Origin of the sequence: Gottfriedia luciferensis (assembly GCF_002156865.1) — a bacterium.
Classification (GTDB): domain Bacteria; phylum Bacillota; class Bacilli; order Bacillales; family Bacillaceae_G; genus Gottfriedia; species Gottfriedia luciferensis.
The window spans coordinates 1-14,529 of sequence record NZ_NCTA01000060.1; the positions used below are offsets into that span (position 1 = coordinate 1).

A 14,529-nucleotide genomic window follows, 5' to 3' on the forward strand; every position below is an offset into this window, starting at 1 on the left:
TTAACGGTAATGAGCACCGCAGACAGGCGAAGTAACGAAGAAAGCGAGCGTTTGTCTACAGCCTCAGGAGAGAAGTTTACTAAAACTTCTCTCTTTTTTTATGACCTATAATTAAGGATTTGTCTTCTGAAATGGACATGTTCTGCATATTAGTAAATAAAAGACTCGAAAAAAGGTGTGTAGACTATGAAAGAGTGGATTGAATCGATGGATCGAGCTGTGTTAAGTATGGGAATGCTCAGGGTTTTGGGTGGAAGTGTTGAGTTGATTGCTGCTTTTACAATTCTTTATTTTAACGACATTAAGAAAGCATTGGCGGTAAATAGTATTTTAGCAACGATTGGGCCCATTATCCTTATTTCAACAATGGCAATTGGAATTATCGGAGTAGCATCTAAATTAGACCCAATAAGATTAGTTTTAGTTGTTTGTGGCGTGTTTTTAATTTTATTGGCAGTTTTTAAATGATAGGAAGTGAACTTCTATGGAAGAGGTTTTCAATGTATTACCTAGTTTGATCAAAGAAAAATTGATGCGATCTTATGGTGACCTACAGTCTGTTGAGGAATTAAGGTTAAGGGTTGGTCGACCAGTTGAAGTGATTTCGAGTAATCAATCGAACTTTATACCTTATATTTTATCAGAAGAGGAAGGTCAGCAAATTCTAGGTAAACTTAGTCAGTTTTCTATTTATACAATTGAAGAAGAATTAAAAAAAGGGTATATCACAATCAAAGGTGGTCATCGCGTCGGTTTAGCCGGTCGAGTTGTAACTGAAAACGGTATGGTTAAGATGATTCGAGATATCAGTTCTTATAATTTTCGTATCGCAAAAGAAAAAGTAGGAATAGCTAGTCCGTATATTAAGTATGTTTATGAAGATAGATGGAAAAACACAATGCTTATTGGTCCGCCACAAGCAGGGAAGACGACTTTACTAAGGGATTTTGCAAGGGTTGTTAGTCAAGGTGATGTAGGTAAAGGGATAAGACCCGGGAAAGCTGGGATTGTTGACGAACGATCTGAAATAGCAGGATCTGTAAAAGGTGTTCCCCAATATACATTTGGTGAAAGAATCGATGTTCTAGATGCATGCCCTAAGGCTGAAGGTATGATGATGCTTGTACGTTCAATGAGTCCACATGTCATACTTGTTGACGAAATAGGAAAGAAGGAGGATGTTGATGCAATTTTAGAGGCCATTTTTGCAGGAGTACAATTAATAGTTACAGTACATGGATATTCATTAGAGGAGATAAGAAAACGCCCTTCACTTCAGCCTTTATTTCATAATGGATCTTTTGAAAGATTTATAGAGATTTCAAATTTTCCTTCACCAGGCACTGTTACTGATATAAAAAATAATCATTGCGCTAGTTTATTTCATCCAAGGGCGGTGCTTTAAATGAAATGGATTGGAGCACTTTTCATTATATTTTCGACTTCATGGCTAGGATTTTATTTTGCCGGTAGATTGTCTGAACGAACGAAAGAATTAAGAGCATGGAAGTTAGCCCTGCAATCACTTGAGGCAGAAGTTATGTATAGTCAATTACCCCTTCAAGAAGCATTTAGAAGAATTTCTAGTCAACTAAAAGGACCAATTAATGGTTGTTTACAAGATTTTGCATTTCAACTCGAAACGTGTGCACTTACGGCAAAAGAAGCTTGGGAAAATGCATTAAGGAACTATTTTAAAACGGTTTCGATTAAAGAGTCGGATCTACAAGTTTTATTACAGTTTGGCGAGACGATTGGGATGCATGATAAGTACTCCCAACAGAAGCAAATTATTTTAGCATTAAAACATTTAGAACGGGAAGAACAGGAAGCTTTAGATTCACAGTCAAACTATGAACGAATGTCTAAAATGCTTGGAGTTTTAAGCGGAATCTTAATTGTCATTTTACTCTTATAGGAGGGATACAGATGATTACAAATTATGCCTTAATGTTTCAAATTGCTGGAATTGGGGTAATTGCTGCGATTATACATGCGGTTTTAAAAAAGGCAGGTCAGGAAGAATTTGCTACATGGACGATTATTACAGCCTTTATTATTGTTTTTCTACAAGTCATCACAAAAGCTGGAGATTTATTTAATAAAGTTAGGGATGTATTTCTATTTCATTAGATTAGGGGTGAGATTGTAATGGAAATCATCCAAATTGTTGGAATTGGTTTGTGTGCTACTTTTTTAATTCTTCTATTAAATCAGTTTAAAATGGATAAATTTAATTTAGCTATAACGGTTTTTATTAGCTGCGTATTATTTCTCTTCTTATTAGATAAAGTGCAATTCTTACTCGATGAAATTCAAAAACTAGCAAACCAAGCGAATATTAAAAATGTATACGTGGAAACTTTGTTAAAGATCATTGGGATTGCATATATAGCTGAATTTGGAGCACAAATCACAAAGGATGCAGGACAAGGAGCCATTGCTTCTAAGATTGAATTAGGTGGAAAAGTACTTATTTTAGTTCTTGCAGTACCGATTTTAACTGCACTAATTGAAACAATATTAAGCTTTTTACCAAAAGTTTCTTAATAGTAAGAAAAGGAGGACATTATGACAAAAAAGGTTCAAGTTTTTCTTCTTTTCTTTACTCTCTTTTTCTTAGTTCCAAAATTTGTACAAGCTGCTCCTCCACCTGCTGAAATCGTAAATGAACAAATTCAAAAACTAGGGATCGATGATGTACAGCAATATTGGAATGAAGTTGTTGATAAATATGGAGGTTTTTTACCTGAAAGTCAAAAAGGTGACTTTATCCAATTTGTAAAGGGAGAAAAGAAATTTTCGCTACAAGAATGGTTTATTGCATTTGGTAAATATATATTTTTTGAGCTATTAAGTAACGGGAAAATACTAGGAATTTTAATTATGTTAGTTATTTTTAGTTCGTTACTTCAATCATTACAAAACGCGTTTGAGAAAAGTACGATTAGTAAGATTGCCGATAATGTTGTTTTTTTAGTGTTAGTCGTTTTTGCTCTTAACAGTTTCTATATTGCTACACAGGCTACACAAGATGCAATTACAGTTATGATTGATTTTCTCAGAGCATTAATTCCTATTTTACTAGCGTTGATTGCAACCTCTGGAGGCGTTATATCTGTAGGGTTCTTTCATCCAATCTTAATTTTCTTAATGCATACAAGTGGTTTGTTAGTAACGTATTTTGTATTACCTCTAATTCTCGTATCTACTATTTTAAGTATTGTAAGCGTAATAAATGATGAATTAAAGGTAACGAAATTAGCAGCTTTAATAAGAAATGTTGCGGTAGGTGTATTAGGAATCTTTTTAACGATCTTTTTAGGCGTTTTAAGCGTACAAGGTATGACAACAGCTGTGACTGATGGAGTTGCTGTAAAAACAGCTAAATTTGTAACAAGTAATTTTGTACCTGTTGTCGGTAAAGTATTTGCAGATGTAACAGATACGGTAATTAGTGCATCATTACTGTTGAAAAATACAGTAGGAATTGTAGGGCTTGTCATTCTATTAGCCATTATTGTATTTCCAGCAATTAAAATATTAGTTTTAGCTTTAATCTATAAATTCTCGGCAGCGATTTTACAGCCGGTTGGAAGTAAAAACATTATTAGCACGATTGACACGATTGGAAAAAGCGTCACCTATTTATTTGTTTGTTTAGCAATCGTTTCATTAATGTTTTTCTTAAGTATGACTTTAATTATAGCGGCAGGTAATATTGTCGTGATGTTTAGGTAGGTGAAGAGATGGATTTTTTTATTCATTGGGTATCAAACATTATTGTCTATATTCTTGTTGCAACAATTATTATGATGCTAATTCCAAATAATGGTTTGGCAAAATATGTAAGATTTGTTGCGAGTCTATTATTAATCGTCATGATGCTCCAACCGATTTTTCAACTCTTTAGAGTGAATATAAAAGATGTACTTGCTGGTTATCAGTCGACAACTTACGAAGCAAATAGCGAAATAAAAAATGAAATAAATAATAAGAAAAATGAAATACAACAGGTAGAACGTGCATATATATTAAAACAAATGGCTGTCCAAATGAAAAACGAAGTAGAAAAAAGCTTTACGAAAGAATTTGAACAGGTAATTACAAAAGTAGATTTAGAAGTTAAAGATGATGTAAGTACAGTTAAAAGCGCTCAGGATTTATCAAAAGTAATCGTTTATGTAAGCCCTAAAAAAGATGAGACAAGCAATGTAGAACCTGTTCAAGAAGTATCAATTAATACTGATCAACCAGTTCAGACAGAAAGGGAAAAAATTAATCAACAAGAGTTGCAAAACTATTTAGCAAATAAATGGCAGCTTGGGGACAAGCAAATCGAAGTCAAAATGGAAGGAGGGGAGTAATGACAAATGAAAAAAAAGATACCACCCATAAAATTAGCAGACTTTCTAAAAGGAAATAATGATGAAAATACCTCTTCTGACAAAGGGCAAAGTCCATTTAAACTGACGAGAAAATATGTACTAGCTCTACTTGGACTTGGAATTTGCTGGATGATAGCAAGCGGTTTATTTGCTAATTCAAATCAAAAAACAAATTCAATGCTTTCACCGATTTCTACTGAAACTAGTGGAAAAGCAAAAACTGAACAACAAGCCGTTGAGACTCTTGGAAGTGGTGGTGGAAAATCATCATCTAATTCAATTGCATCCTATGAAAAAAAATATGAACAACAGCTAACTGACACATTAAATAATATGGCTGGTGTAAGTGATGTAAGGGTAGAAGTTAATCTTCAAGGTAGCGAAAAGAAAGTTTATCAAACAAATAAAACGAATCGTACACAAGAAACTGATGAAACAGATAAACAAGGTGGTAAACGAAATATTGATGATCAATCACAAGAAGAACAAATCGTCATCATTGATAATGGTGATAAACAAGAACCTGTAGTAGTCGAAACGGAAATGCCAAGAATTAGGGGTGTGCTTGTTATTGCGAAGGGCGCTGAAAATCTAGAAGTAAAGCAAATGATTCGAGAAGCTGTAACACGATTACTTGATGTACCAAGCTATCGTGTATCTGTACAACCAAAAAAATAATAGGAAGAAGGTAAAATTTTAATGAAAAAACAAACGATTTGGTTATTAACAATGTTAAGTTTAGTTGTTGTATTATCAGTTTATTATGTAACAACTCCAGATAATTTAAAAACGACTGGATTTATGAATATGAATAATAATACTGACACAGCTTCATTAGATTCAACGCCTAAAGATACAAAGAAAACGGATACTAAAAAACAAAACGATAAAGAAACTTCTACTCAGCAAAATGGCTCTACGAATGATATTTTCTTAAAACAACGTATGGAGCAAGAAGATCAAAGAAGTCAATTAATTGATGAATATCAAGCCACTGTTGACTCTGCAACTGCTTCAGCTCAAGAAAAAAGTAAAGCATTTACAAGTATGAATGAATTACAGAAATTAACTGCATTAGAATCAGATGTAGAAACTATGATTAAAGAAGCTGGCTATAAAGATGCATTGGTACGTGCTGACAAAAACCAAGTAAAAGTTGATGTAACATCTTCAAAACCAAGCAGAAAAGCAGCAAACGATATCATCCAAATGACAAGAAGTGTACTTGGTGAAAAACTAGTTGTAGTTAAATTCCAAATTAAATAAGGAATGATCAAAAGCCAGTAGCAAGCTCTCTACTGGCTATTATTTTTATTAATTATGAACTGTAAAAAAGAGCAGGAACAACAAGTCTTTAGAAATTTGATTTCAACTAAATACTTTACCTATCTTTCCTGCCCGGCCTGCTTCTCCCTTCTCCTAACCCCTTCCTTTACCTTTTTTTTTATTCCCTGTTATAATAGTTTATAATGAATTATTTTTGGTAAGGAATAATATATAAATATTCCATGTGAAATGGCTAAAAATAATTAGGAAATTCAATAGGTGAAATAATTTGTTGAAAAGTTTAGTATTAGGTTATAAGATTAGACTATATGTTTTAAGGGGTGAACAAAAATGAAAATTCATGAAATTAGAGAATTAATAAAGTTAATCGATCAATCAACAATAAATGAATTCGAATTTGAAGATAATGGTGCTATCGTTAAAATTAAAAAGGGTGGACAAACAGTTGTAACACAGGCTGCTCCTGTTGTGCACCAAGAATTAGCTCCAGTTGTTGCAGCTGCACCAGTTGCTACATTAGAAAAACCAGTAGCACAAGAAGTTGCTGCACCAGTTGTTGAAAAAGAAGATACAAGTAACTTACATAAGATTACTTCTCCGATGGTAGGTACATTCTATGCATCTCCATCACCTGATGCGAAAGAATATGTATCAGTAGGTGACCGCATTAAGAGTGATTCAATTGTTTGTATCGTAGAAGCAATGAAGCTGTTTAATGAAATTGAAGCTGAAATTGACGGTGAAATCGTTGAAATACTTGCTAAAAATGGTCAATTAGTAGAATACGGACAACCTTTATTTTTAGTAAAGGCGTAATCTTTCTACAAAATTGATCGTACTTTACTAGAGAAGGTGAAGAAATGAAAAAAGTTTTAATTGCGAATCGAGGCGAAATCGCCATTCGTATTATTCGAGCATGTAAAGAACTTAATATTGAAACAGTTGCTATTTACTCTGAAGGAGATAAAGAGGCACTTCATGTTCAAATGGCTGATGAAGCTTATTGTGTAGGACCAAAGTTATCAAAAGATAGTTATTTAAATATGACAAACATTATTAGCATTGCGAAATTAACTGGATGTGACGGAATCCATCCTGGTTATGGTTTCTTATCAGAAAATGCTAGTTTTGCAGAATTATGTACAGAATGTAATGTGAAATTCATTGGACCAACAGCGGATTCTATTTCTAAAATGGGAACAAAAGACGTTGCTCGTGAAACAATGAAGGAAGCAGGCGTTCCTGTTGTACCTGGTTCACAAGGTATCATTCAAAGTATTGAAGAAGGTAAAAAAATTGCTGCAGAAATTGGATACCCAGTTATTATCAAAGCGACAGCTGGTGGTGGCGGTAAAGGAATCCGTGTAGCAAAAGATGAAGCTGAACTAGAAAAAGGTATTCAGATTACTCAACAAGAAGCTCAAACTGCTTTTGGTAATCCAGGTGTATATCTTGAAAGATATATTACAGATTTTAGACATGTAGAAATACAAGTTTTAGCAGATGAGCATGGAAATACAATTCATCTTGGAGAACGCGATTGTACGATACAACGCCGCCTTCAAAAATTAGTAGAAGAAGCTCCATCTCCAGTTTTAGACGAAGAAACTCGTCTAAAAATGGGTATGGCAGCTGTTCGTGCTGCAGAAGCAGTAAATTATTGGGGCGCTGGAACAGTTGAGTTCATTTATGAGCCACACACGAAAAACTTCTTCTTTATGGAAATGAACACTCGTATCCAAGTAGAACATCCTGTTACTGAATATATTTCTGGAATTGATCTAATTAAGCAACAGTTATTAATTGCAAAAGGTCATCCATTAAAAATTACTCAAGCAGATGTATCTTTAAATGGATGGTCGATTGAGTGTCGTATTAATGCTGAAAATCCAGATAAAAACTTTATGCCATCACCTGGTAAGATTATTACTTACTTACCTCCTGGTGGACCAAATGTTCGTGTTGATTCTGCTGTGTATAGCGGATACACAATTCCGCCATATTATGATTCAATGATTGCGAAAGTTATCGTTCATGGCAAGACAAGAGAAGAAGCAATTGCTATAATGATAAGAGCACTTGAAGAATTTGTGGTAGAAGGAATTTTTACAACAATTCCATTCCATTTAAATTTATTGCAAAATGAAATCTTCGTAAAAGGGAAGTATAATACTAAATTCCTTGAGGAGCATGCGCTTGTTAAAGGATAAAGTGGAGGGATCTGCATGAATGATAATCAAATGTTAGAAATGGGTACTGCGACTTTAGGTCGAGTTGAAATTGCACCTGAAGTAATCGAGGTGATTGCTGGTATTGCAGCAGCTGAGGTTGAAGGTGTTTCAAGTATGCGTGGTAACCTTGCATCTGGTATTTCTGAGATCATTGGTAAGAAATATCATGGTAAAGGTGTTCGAGTTGATTTATCTGACGAACGAATTACAATTGATGTATATATTCTAGTTAAATTTGGTAAATCAATCCCGACTGTAGCGGGTAATGTACAAGACAATATTCGTCAAGCTTTATTAACGATGACAGGTCTTGAGTTATCTGAAGTAAATGTTCATGTTGTAGGCGTACAATTCGATACAAAAACTGAGCAAGAAGCTCCAATTGAGCTTTAATATTGTAAAGAGAGTCTCTATAAAAGAGGCTCTCTTTTTTATAGTAACTAAGCCTTTTTCTTCGCCAGAGAGCTCGCCAATCGGTGAGTTTTCTTTATTTCTCTTTCTTAAAATATAATTTTTGAAATGTGTTAAAATTTAGATATATGAAAAAAAGATAGGTGATGGCAATGGATATAAACTTGAACACAAAAAGAGTAAACCTAAGAGAAATTGTAGAGAGTGACTGGAAAGAGGTTCATAAATATGCATCTCAAATTGATGTTTGCAAGTATCAACCGTGGGGTCCGAATACGGAAGACGTAACGAAGGATTTTATTAAACAAATCCTAGTTGATCAAAAAACGAATAATAGGACACGATTTGCATTTGCAATCATTGAAAAAGAATCGAATGAATTGATTGGCTCAATTGAGTTTAATATTCGAGATGTGCAAAATCGAATAGGTGAAATCGGTTATGTAATTCATCCGGATTATTGGGGGAAAGGATATGCAAGCGAAGTTGCTAAAGAACTAATTAGATTTGGATTTACACAATTTAATCTTCATCGAATTTATGCAACATGTGATGTTAGGAATATCGCTTCAGCAAAAGTGTTAGAAAAGTGCGGCTTAACACTAGAAGGAAAAATGCGCGAAGATTTATTATTAAGAGACGGCTGGAGGGACACATATATATTTAGTATATTAGAACACGAGTGGCGTGCTCACAATGAAAGTCTATCAATTTAAGTTGGCAGGAAAAGCAGGAAAAGCATGAAAGGCAGATAGGAAATATATTATATATAAGAATTCAATAAAATACTCTAAAGTCTTTTAATATCTTTTTCCTTTCATTTTCCCCTTGATCCTGCATTTCCTTGTTCCTGCTCTTAAGCATGCATACTGCAGTGGAAATGAACATCACTAAACTTCCTTTACGAAAGTTTGGTCATTACTTGACAAGATTATTTTTCAACAGCTTAAAAAAATTACTCATTTTATCTGAGTAATTTTTTTAAATTAACTTACTTCATCAAGAAAAGAGAAAGTCTAATGTTCGTGTTTTACTCTATAATATTTATTTGTTTTATAAAAAATGGAAAAAAACTTTATAAAACACAAACATTATCCTGTTATTTTATTGGATTTTAGGTTAAAATGTAGAAAATACTTTAAAAGTATGGAGTTTGCTTAGAAACGTTAATAATAATAAAAATTGGAGTTAATCCATACAGTCGTTGGAAGTTGTAAAAAAAAATGGTAAAATAACGTGTTACTATATAAAATAATTCGTTATTACCTATGCAACGAATGATGAATTAAGCTTAAAGGAGTTTATTATTTTGATGAAACGTAGAAAAGCAAGGGAACTTGCATTACAAACATTATTCCAAATGGATTTAAGTGAAGCGAATGCTTCAGATGCATTAAAGCATGTATTAGAAGAAGCTGAAGAAAAAGAAGATGCATTCTTAGATGCAATCATATCAAATTTTGTTAGTCACAAATTAGTGATTGATGAACAATTAGCTTCAAATATCGAAAGCTGGACGATTGATCGTTTAGGAAACGTTGATCGCAATATCTTAAGAATCGCTTTAGTGGAAATCAATTATTTAGAAGATGTTCCAAAAAGTGTAACGATCAATGAAGCGATTGAAATTGCTAAAATTTACGGAGATGATGATTCTAGTAAATTTATCAATGCGGTATTATCAAAATTCTAAATAGATAAAATGTTTATATGCATAGGGGGAAACTAGTATGGTAGCAACATTAATTAATGGAAAAGAAATTTCAGGATCTATTCGTGAGGAATTAAAAATTGGTGTTTCAGAATTAAGAAACCAAGGCGTTACACCAGGTTTAGCAGTTGTTTTAGTTGGGAATAACTCTGCTTCAAGAACTTATGTGAATTCAAAGCATAAAGCATGTAATGAACTTGGAATGTATTCTGAAGTAATTGAATTACCTGAGACTGTTTCAGAAGATGAATTATTATCAGTTGTGAACAGATTAAACAATGATCAATCAATTCATGGAATTTTAGTTCAATTACCATTACCAGATCATATTTCTGATAAGAAAGTGATTGAAACAATTTCTCCATTAAAAGATGTTGATGGATTTCATCCAATAAATATTGGACGTATGATGACAAATCAAGATTCATTACTACCTTGTACTCCTTTTGGTATATTAAAATTAATAGAAAATACAAATGTTTCGATAAGTGGGAAACATGTGGTTGTCATTGGACGTAGTAATATTGTAGGGAAGCCAGTTGGCCAATTATTCTTAAACGAAAGTGCAACTGTTACTTACACTCATTCTCGTACAACTAACTTAAAAAATATTACAAAGCAGGCTGATATATTAATTGTTGCAATAGGTGTTGCAAAATTAATCACAGCTGATTATGTTAAAGATGGTGCGATTGTCATTGACGTTGGCATGAATAGAGATGAAAATGGCAAATTATGTGGAGACGTAGATTTTGAAGGAGTAAAAGAAGTTGCAGGTCATATAACTCCAGTTCCTGGTGGAGTAGGACCTATGACAATAACGATGTTACTTCATAATACGTTAAAAGCAGCTTCTCAAATTGAAAATAAATTAAATTTGAGTGTTAAACTTTAATCATATTGCTTTGCAATAATGAAAGAAGGGTAAGGCATGACGGAAAAGCTACCAGTTACTGTTACCGCATTAACCAAGTATTTAAAAGCAAAATTTCAAGCGGATCGAAATTTACAAAATATTCTTCTCCGTGGAGAAATCTCAAATTTTAAACGTCATTCATCTAGTGGACATTATTATTTTACCTTAAAAGATGATGGTGCTAGAATTGCGGCGGTCATGTTTCAATCCTATAATGCTAATATTGCATTTCAACCAACTGATGGTATGCAAGTAATCGTACAAGGTGAAATAAATGTATACCCTAGCTCTGGTAGCTATCAAATCTACATAAGAGACATGCAGCCTGATGGCGTAGGCGGTCTCTTTGTAGCTTATGAACAATTGAAGAAGAAATTATTAGAAGAAGGACTCTTTGATCAGAAATTCAAGAAAAAGATTCCTTCTTTTCCTAGTGTAATAGGGGTTGCTACTTCCCCAACTGGAGCGGCAGTTAGAGATATCATTACAACTATTCAAAGAAGGTATCCAATTGGGAAAATAGTTGTCATACCAACGCTTGTACAAGGTGATGGTGCTCCTGCATCGGTCGTAAAATCAATTGAAATTGCCAATAATATGAAGGAGATTGATGTTTTAATCGTTGGACGCGGTGGTGGATCAATAGAAGAGCTTTGGGCATTTAATGATGAAAAAGTTGCAAGGGCAATTTTTTCATCTAAAGTTCCAATCATTTCAGCAGTTGGTCATGAAACGGATACTACAATTTCAGACTTTGTTGCTGATTTACGAGCCCCAACCCCAACAGCAGCTGCAGAGTTAGTTTCTTTAAGTCAAAGAGAGATTCTCGAACAATTTTTGGTACGTGAAACGAGACTAAATAAAGCAATCAATACAATTATTGAACGTAAGCAATCTCAACTAAAAGCAATTCAAGATGCATATGTTTTTAGATACCCTAATTCACTTTTTCATCCAAAACATGAGCAATTTGATCGTATACAAGAGCGACTTCTAACAACGATAAATGAGGTCATTAAAACGAAGTCAAATAAGCATAAAGAGCTAACTTCAACATTACTTATTCATCATCCAAGTAATAGAGTTCAGCTTGAAAAACAAAAACATGAACAGTTACATATGACTTTACAAAAAGAATTTAATCGTCTCATCACTCAAAAACAATTTGAGATGGAAAAAATAATACATACATTAGATGCACTTAGTCCATTGAAAGTAATGGCCAGAGGATATTCGTTAGCATATAAAAGTGATAATGAATTAATGAAGTCTACTAAACAAGCTAAAAGTGGAGATCGCTTCCAATTACAAATGATGGATGGAAAATTAAACTGTGAAGTACTCGAAGTAAAAGGAGAGTAAATCAAATGGCACAAACTGAATTATCGTTTGAAGAGGCAATCAAAGAAATAGAAACGATTGTACAAAAATTAGAGCAAGGTGATGTACCACTTGAAAAAGCGATCGAATATTTTCAAGATGGAATGAAACTTTCTCAAATATGTAAGGAAAAACTTACGAAAGTTGAAAAACAAATGACCTCTATTTTAAATGAACAGGGTGAACAAACTCCTTTTACTGTTGAGGAGGAATAGTATGAACACTTTCAAAGAATTTATGGAGTATTCCACTAGACTAGTAAATAAAGAAATGATTCAATCGATTGAAAGACTAAGAGCACCCGAAAGATTAAAAGAATCAATGTCCTATTCTTTACAAGGTGGAGGGAAACGAATTAGACCACTTTTGCTTTTCGCTACTTTAGATGCGTTTGGATTAGATACATTAATAGGAATAAAACCTGCGTGTGCATTAGAGATGATTCATACGTATTCATTAATTCATGATGATTTACCATGTATGGATGATGATGATTTCCGAAGAGGTAAACCAACAAATCATAAAGTATTTGGTGAAGACCTTGCTGTTTTAGCTGGAGACGGTTTGTTAACCTATGCCTTTAAATTAATTACTGAAATGAATGATATGAATGTTTCAGATCAAATGAAACTACAGCTAATAAGTGAACTTGCGATCGCAGCTGGTCCAGAAGGTATGGTTGCTGGTCAGGTTGCTGATATGGAAGGCGAGAGTAAAAAGCTAAGCGGTGAAGAATTACAATTTATTCATGAGAGAAAAACTGGCAAAATGCTAATGTATCCTGTCATCGCGGGAGCAATTCTTTCGAAGGCGACAGCAGAGCAGTTAGCTCATTTAACTCAATTTGCTTATAAACTTGGCATTGCATTTCAAATACAAGACGACATTTTAGATGTAATCGGTGATGAAGAAATTCTAGGTAAACCAGTTGGTAGTGATATTGAAAATGATAAGACTACCTATGTTAAGTTATATTCTATTGAAGGTGCAAAAGAAAAACTTCATACATTTATTACTGAAGCTAAACACCATATTAAAGTATGTGGCATTAAAGACGATTATTTAATTGCAATTTGTGATTTTGTTCAAAATCGCAATTTTTAAATACAGATCAAGCTCAATACGATAAGATAAAATCGATGTCCATTGAATAGATTTATACATTTATGTATAATGTAACTACTTTATATCCAATGCTAATGATGTTAATAGAATATACAGAAATGTAGGCCGTTAACACACATGTGCTAGCGGCTTTCTTTTCTTTTAGTAGATTTTATATTAACGAACTAAAAAGGGCTCGGCAAATGTTAATTGTTTATATTTAAAAAAGACAGATAGTTTATAGAAGTAAAATTATAGATTATTTAAAGATATTGATTGGAGTGGAAGGTGCGAGACTCCTGTGGGAGTAGCGGGAAGGGTGAGACCCCGCAGGCTAGCCGAGGAGGCTCAGCTCACGCCCCACGGAAAGCGAGCATCCTGTAACGGAAATCAATAACTTTTTTTTACAGAGTTAAAAAATAAAAAAAACATTAAACAGATTTTAATAAAAATGGTATTATGATACATGGTGTTAAGAGTAAGTTACTTTAGAAAGTTAGCGTTTAACAACAAGTATGGTAAAATCATTTTAAAGATAAATTTACATATTAATGAATTATTTAAATAGATTTAACATCTAGGAAGGTGAGTGATCCAAGATGGATCTTACGACAATTGATAATCCAAGTTTTTTAAAAAATAAATCGATCGGAGAATTAGAAGTTTTAAGTGAGGAAATTCGTAAATTTTTAATTCAACAGCTTTCTGAAACTGGTGGACATATCGCTCCGAATTTAGGAGTTGTTGAATTAACAATTGCTTTACATAAAGTCTTTGATTCACCAAAAGATAAGTTTTTATGGGACGTAGGTCATCAATCATATGTACATAAAATTTTAACAGGTCGAGCGAAGGATTTTACAACACTTAGACAATTTAAAGGATTATGTGGTTTTCCAAAGCGAATTGAGAGTGAACACGATGTATGGGAGACTGGGCATAGTTCGACTTCATTATCAGCAGCGATGGGGATGGCTATCGCTAGAGATATTAAAAAGACGGGCGAGTTTATTGTTCCTATAATCGGCGATGGTGCATTAACAGGTGGAATGGCACTTGAAGCGATGAACCATATTGGACATGAGCAAAAAGATGTAATTG

Annotated in this window: 19 protein-coding genes; all 19 read left to right on the forward strand. The window is 33.5% G+C overall.

All coding sequences use genetic code 11. The features are described from left to right. Window positions 1-186 precede the first annotated feature (186 nt). Window positions 187-468 carry a YqhV family protein gene (locus B7R67_RS20475; RefSeq protein ID WP_235822231.1) on the forward strand — a complete coding sequence of 94 codons (282 nt, stop codon included), beginning with the start codon at window positions 187-189 and terminating at the stop codon, window positions 466-468. Window positions 469-484: 16 nt separating this feature from the next. After that, on the forward strand, window positions 485-1,405 hold the full coding sequence (gene spoIIIAA, locus B7R67_RS20480; protein ID WP_088072845.1) for a stage III sporulation protein AA: 921 nt from the start codon (window positions 485-487) through the stop codon (window positions 1,403-1,405). Next, window positions 1,406-1,918 carry a stage III sporulation protein SpoIIIAB gene (spoIIIAB, locus tag B7R67_RS20485; protein WP_088072846.1) on the forward strand — a complete coding sequence of 171 codons (513 nt, stop codon included), beginning with the start codon at window positions 1,406-1,408 and terminating at the stop codon, window positions 1,916-1,918. An 11-nt stretch (window positions 1,919-1,929) separates the two neighbouring features. Then, the gene (gene spoIIIAC / locus B7R67_RS20490; RefSeq protein ID WP_088072847.1) at window positions 1,930-2,133 is read left to right on the forward strand and encodes a stage III sporulation protein AC; all 204 of its coding nucleotides are present in this window, start codon (window positions 1,930-1,932) and stop codon (window positions 2,131-2,133) included. A 12-nt stretch (window positions 2,134-2,145) separates the two neighbouring features. Further along, window positions 2,146-2,550 (forward strand): stage III sporulation protein AD, encoded by a 405-nt coding sequence (spoIIIAD, locus tag B7R67_RS20495; RefSeq protein ID WP_235822232.1) that lies wholly within the window; start codon window positions 2,146-2,148, stop codon window positions 2,548-2,550. 21 nt (window positions 2,551-2,571) lie between these two features. Then, on the forward strand, window positions 2,572-3,741 hold the full coding sequence (gene spoIIIAE, locus B7R67_RS20500) for a stage III sporulation protein AE (protein ID WP_088072848.1): 1,170 nt from the start codon (window positions 2,572-2,574) through the stop codon (window positions 3,739-3,741). A gap of 8 nt (window positions 3,742-3,749) precedes the next feature. Then, a complete protein-coding gene (spoIIIAF, locus tag B7R67_RS20505; protein ID WP_088072849.1) occupies window positions 3,750-4,367 on the forward strand; it encodes a stage III sporulation protein AF in 618 nt (205 codons plus the stop codon). A gap of 6 nt (window positions 4,368-4,373) precedes the next feature. Then, complete coding sequence (gene spoIIIAG / locus B7R67_RS20510; protein ID WP_088072850.1) at window positions 4,374-5,066, forward strand: stage III sporulation protein AG; 693 nt, start codon at window positions 4,374-4,376, stop codon at window positions 5,064-5,066. Between the two features lie 21 nt (window positions 5,067-5,087). Beyond that, window positions 5,088-5,654 (forward strand): SpoIIIAH-like family protein, encoded by a 567-nt coding sequence (locus B7R67_RS20515; RefSeq protein WP_088072851.1) that lies wholly within the window; start codon window positions 5,088-5,090, stop codon window positions 5,652-5,654. Window positions 5,655-6,005: 351 nt separating this feature from the next. After that, window positions 6,006-6,491 (forward strand): acetyl-CoA carboxylase biotin carboxyl carrier protein, encoded by a 486-nt coding sequence (gene accB, locus B7R67_RS20520; protein ID WP_088072852.1) that lies wholly within the window; start codon window positions 6,006-6,008, stop codon window positions 6,489-6,491. A 44-nt stretch (window positions 6,492-6,535) separates the two neighbouring features. Next, complete coding sequence (gene accC / locus B7R67_RS20525; protein ID WP_088072853.1) at window positions 6,536-7,885, forward strand: acetyl-CoA carboxylase biotin carboxylase subunit; 1,350 nt, start codon at window positions 6,536-6,538, stop codon at window positions 7,883-7,885. Between the two features lie 15 nt (window positions 7,886-7,900). Further along, window positions 7,901-8,299, forward strand: a complete 399-nt coding sequence (locus B7R67_RS20530) for an Asp23/Gls24 family envelope stress response protein (protein ID WP_088072854.1) — start codon at window positions 7,901-7,903, stop codon at window positions 8,297-8,299. Window positions 8,300-8,469: 170 nt separating this feature from the next. Continuing rightward, the gene (locus B7R67_RS20535) at window positions 8,470-9,033 is read left to right on the forward strand and encodes a GNAT family N-acetyltransferase (protein WP_088072855.1); all 564 of its coding nucleotides are present in this window, start codon (window positions 8,470-8,472) and stop codon (window positions 9,031-9,033) included. A gap of 596 nt (window positions 9,034-9,629) precedes the next feature. Further along, window positions 9,630-10,010, forward strand: a complete 381-nt coding sequence (nusB, locus tag B7R67_RS20540) for a transcription antitermination factor NusB (RefSeq protein ID WP_088072862.1) — start codon at window positions 9,630-9,632, stop codon at window positions 10,008-10,010. A 37-nt stretch (window positions 10,011-10,047) separates the two neighbouring features. Further along, entirely contained in the window at window positions 10,048-10,923 is an 876-nt protein-coding gene (gene folD, locus B7R67_RS20545; RefSeq protein WP_088072856.1) for a bifunctional methylenetetrahydrofolate dehydrogenase/methenyltetrahydrofolate cyclohydrolase FolD, read from the forward strand. Between the two features lie 36 nt (window positions 10,924-10,959). Next, window positions 10,960-12,306, forward strand: coding sequence for an exodeoxyribonuclease VII large subunit (xseA, locus tag B7R67_RS20550; protein ID WP_088072857.1), 1,347 nt, complete (start codon window positions 10,960-10,962; stop codon window positions 12,304-12,306). A gap of 5 nt (window positions 12,307-12,311) precedes the next feature. Next, complete coding sequence (locus tag B7R67_RS20555) at window positions 12,312-12,539, forward strand: exodeoxyribonuclease VII small subunit (RefSeq protein WP_088072858.1); 228 nt, start codon at window positions 12,312-12,314, stop codon at window positions 12,537-12,539. Between the two features lies 1 nt (window position 12,540). Further along, the gene (locus B7R67_RS20560) at window positions 12,541-13,428 is read left to right on the forward strand and encodes a polyprenyl synthetase family protein (RefSeq protein WP_088072859.1); all 888 of its coding nucleotides are present in this window, start codon (window positions 12,541-12,543) and stop codon (window positions 13,426-13,428) included. A gap of 599 nt (window positions 13,429-14,027) precedes the next feature. Continuing rightward, a partial coding sequence (locus B7R67_RS20565) for a 1-deoxy-D-xylulose-5-phosphate synthase N-terminal domain-containing protein (protein ID WP_328587384.1) occupies window positions 14,028-14,529 on the forward strand: 502 nt, incomplete at its 3' end.

What these genes read in the sequence shown, in the direction of transcription:
- nusB (WP_088072862.1), top strand. Translation starts at nt 9,630, where the DNA reads ATGAAACGTAGAAAAGCAAGGGAACTTGCATTACAAACATTATTCCAA.
- B7R67_RS20515 (WP_088072851.1), top strand. Translation starts at nt 5,088, where the DNA reads ATGAAAAAACAAACGATTTGGTTATTAACAATGTTAAGTTTAGTTGTT.
- spoIIIAF (WP_088072849.1), top strand. Translation starts at nt 3,750, where the DNA reads ATGGATTTTTTTATTCATTGGGTATCAAACATTATTGTCTATATTCTT.
- accB (WP_088072852.1), top strand. Translation starts at nt 6,006, where the DNA reads ATGAAAATTCATGAAATTAGAGAATTAATAAAGTTAATCGATCAATCA.
- spoIIIAA (WP_088072845.1), top strand. Translation starts at nt 485, where the DNA reads ATGGAAGAGGTTTTCAATGTATTACCTAGTTTGATCAAAGAAAAATTG.
- accC (WP_088072853.1), top strand. Translation starts at nt 6,536, where the DNA reads ATGAAAAAAGTTTTAATTGCGAATCGAGGCGAAATCGCCATTCGTATT.
- spoIIIAB (WP_088072846.1), top strand. Translation starts at nt 1,406, where the DNA reads ATGAAATGGATTGGAGCACTTTTCATTATATTTTCGACTTCATGGCTA.
- B7R67_RS20530 (WP_088072854.1), top strand. Translation starts at nt 7,901, where the DNA reads ATGAATGATAATCAAATGTTAGAAATGGGTACTGCGACTTTAGGTCGA.
- xseA (WP_088072857.1), top strand. Translation starts at nt 10,960, where the DNA reads ATGACGGAAAAGCTACCAGTTACTGTTACCGCATTAACCAAGTATTTA.
- B7R67_RS20560 (WP_088072859.1), top strand. Translation starts at nt 12,541, where the DNA reads ATGAACACTTTCAAAGAATTTATGGAGTATTCCACTAGACTAGTAAAT.
- folD (WP_088072856.1), top strand. Translation starts at nt 10,048, where the DNA reads ATGGTAGCAACATTAATTAATGGAAAAGAAATTTCAGGATCTATTCGT.
- spoIIIAC (WP_088072847.1), top strand. Translation starts at nt 1,930, where the DNA reads ATGATTACAAATTATGCCTTAATGTTTCAAATTGCTGGAATTGGGGTA.
- B7R67_RS20535 (WP_088072855.1), top strand. Translation starts at nt 8,470, where the DNA reads ATGGATATAAACTTGAACACAAAAAGAGTAAACCTAAGAGAAATTGTA.
- B7R67_RS20475 (WP_235822231.1), top strand. Translation starts at nt 187, where the DNA reads ATGAAAGAGTGGATTGAATCGATGGATCGAGCTGTGTTAAGTATGGGA.
- B7R67_RS20555 (WP_088072858.1), top strand. Translation starts at nt 12,312, where the DNA reads ATGGCACAAACTGAATTATCGTTTGAAGAGGCAATCAAAGAAATAGAA.
- spoIIIAG (WP_088072850.1), top strand. Translation starts at nt 4,374, where the DNA reads ATGAAAAAAAAGATACCACCCATAAAATTAGCAGACTTTCTAAAAGGA.
- spoIIIAE (WP_088072848.1), top strand. Translation starts at nt 2,572, where the DNA reads ATGACAAAAAAGGTTCAAGTTTTTCTTCTTTTCTTTACTCTCTTTTTC.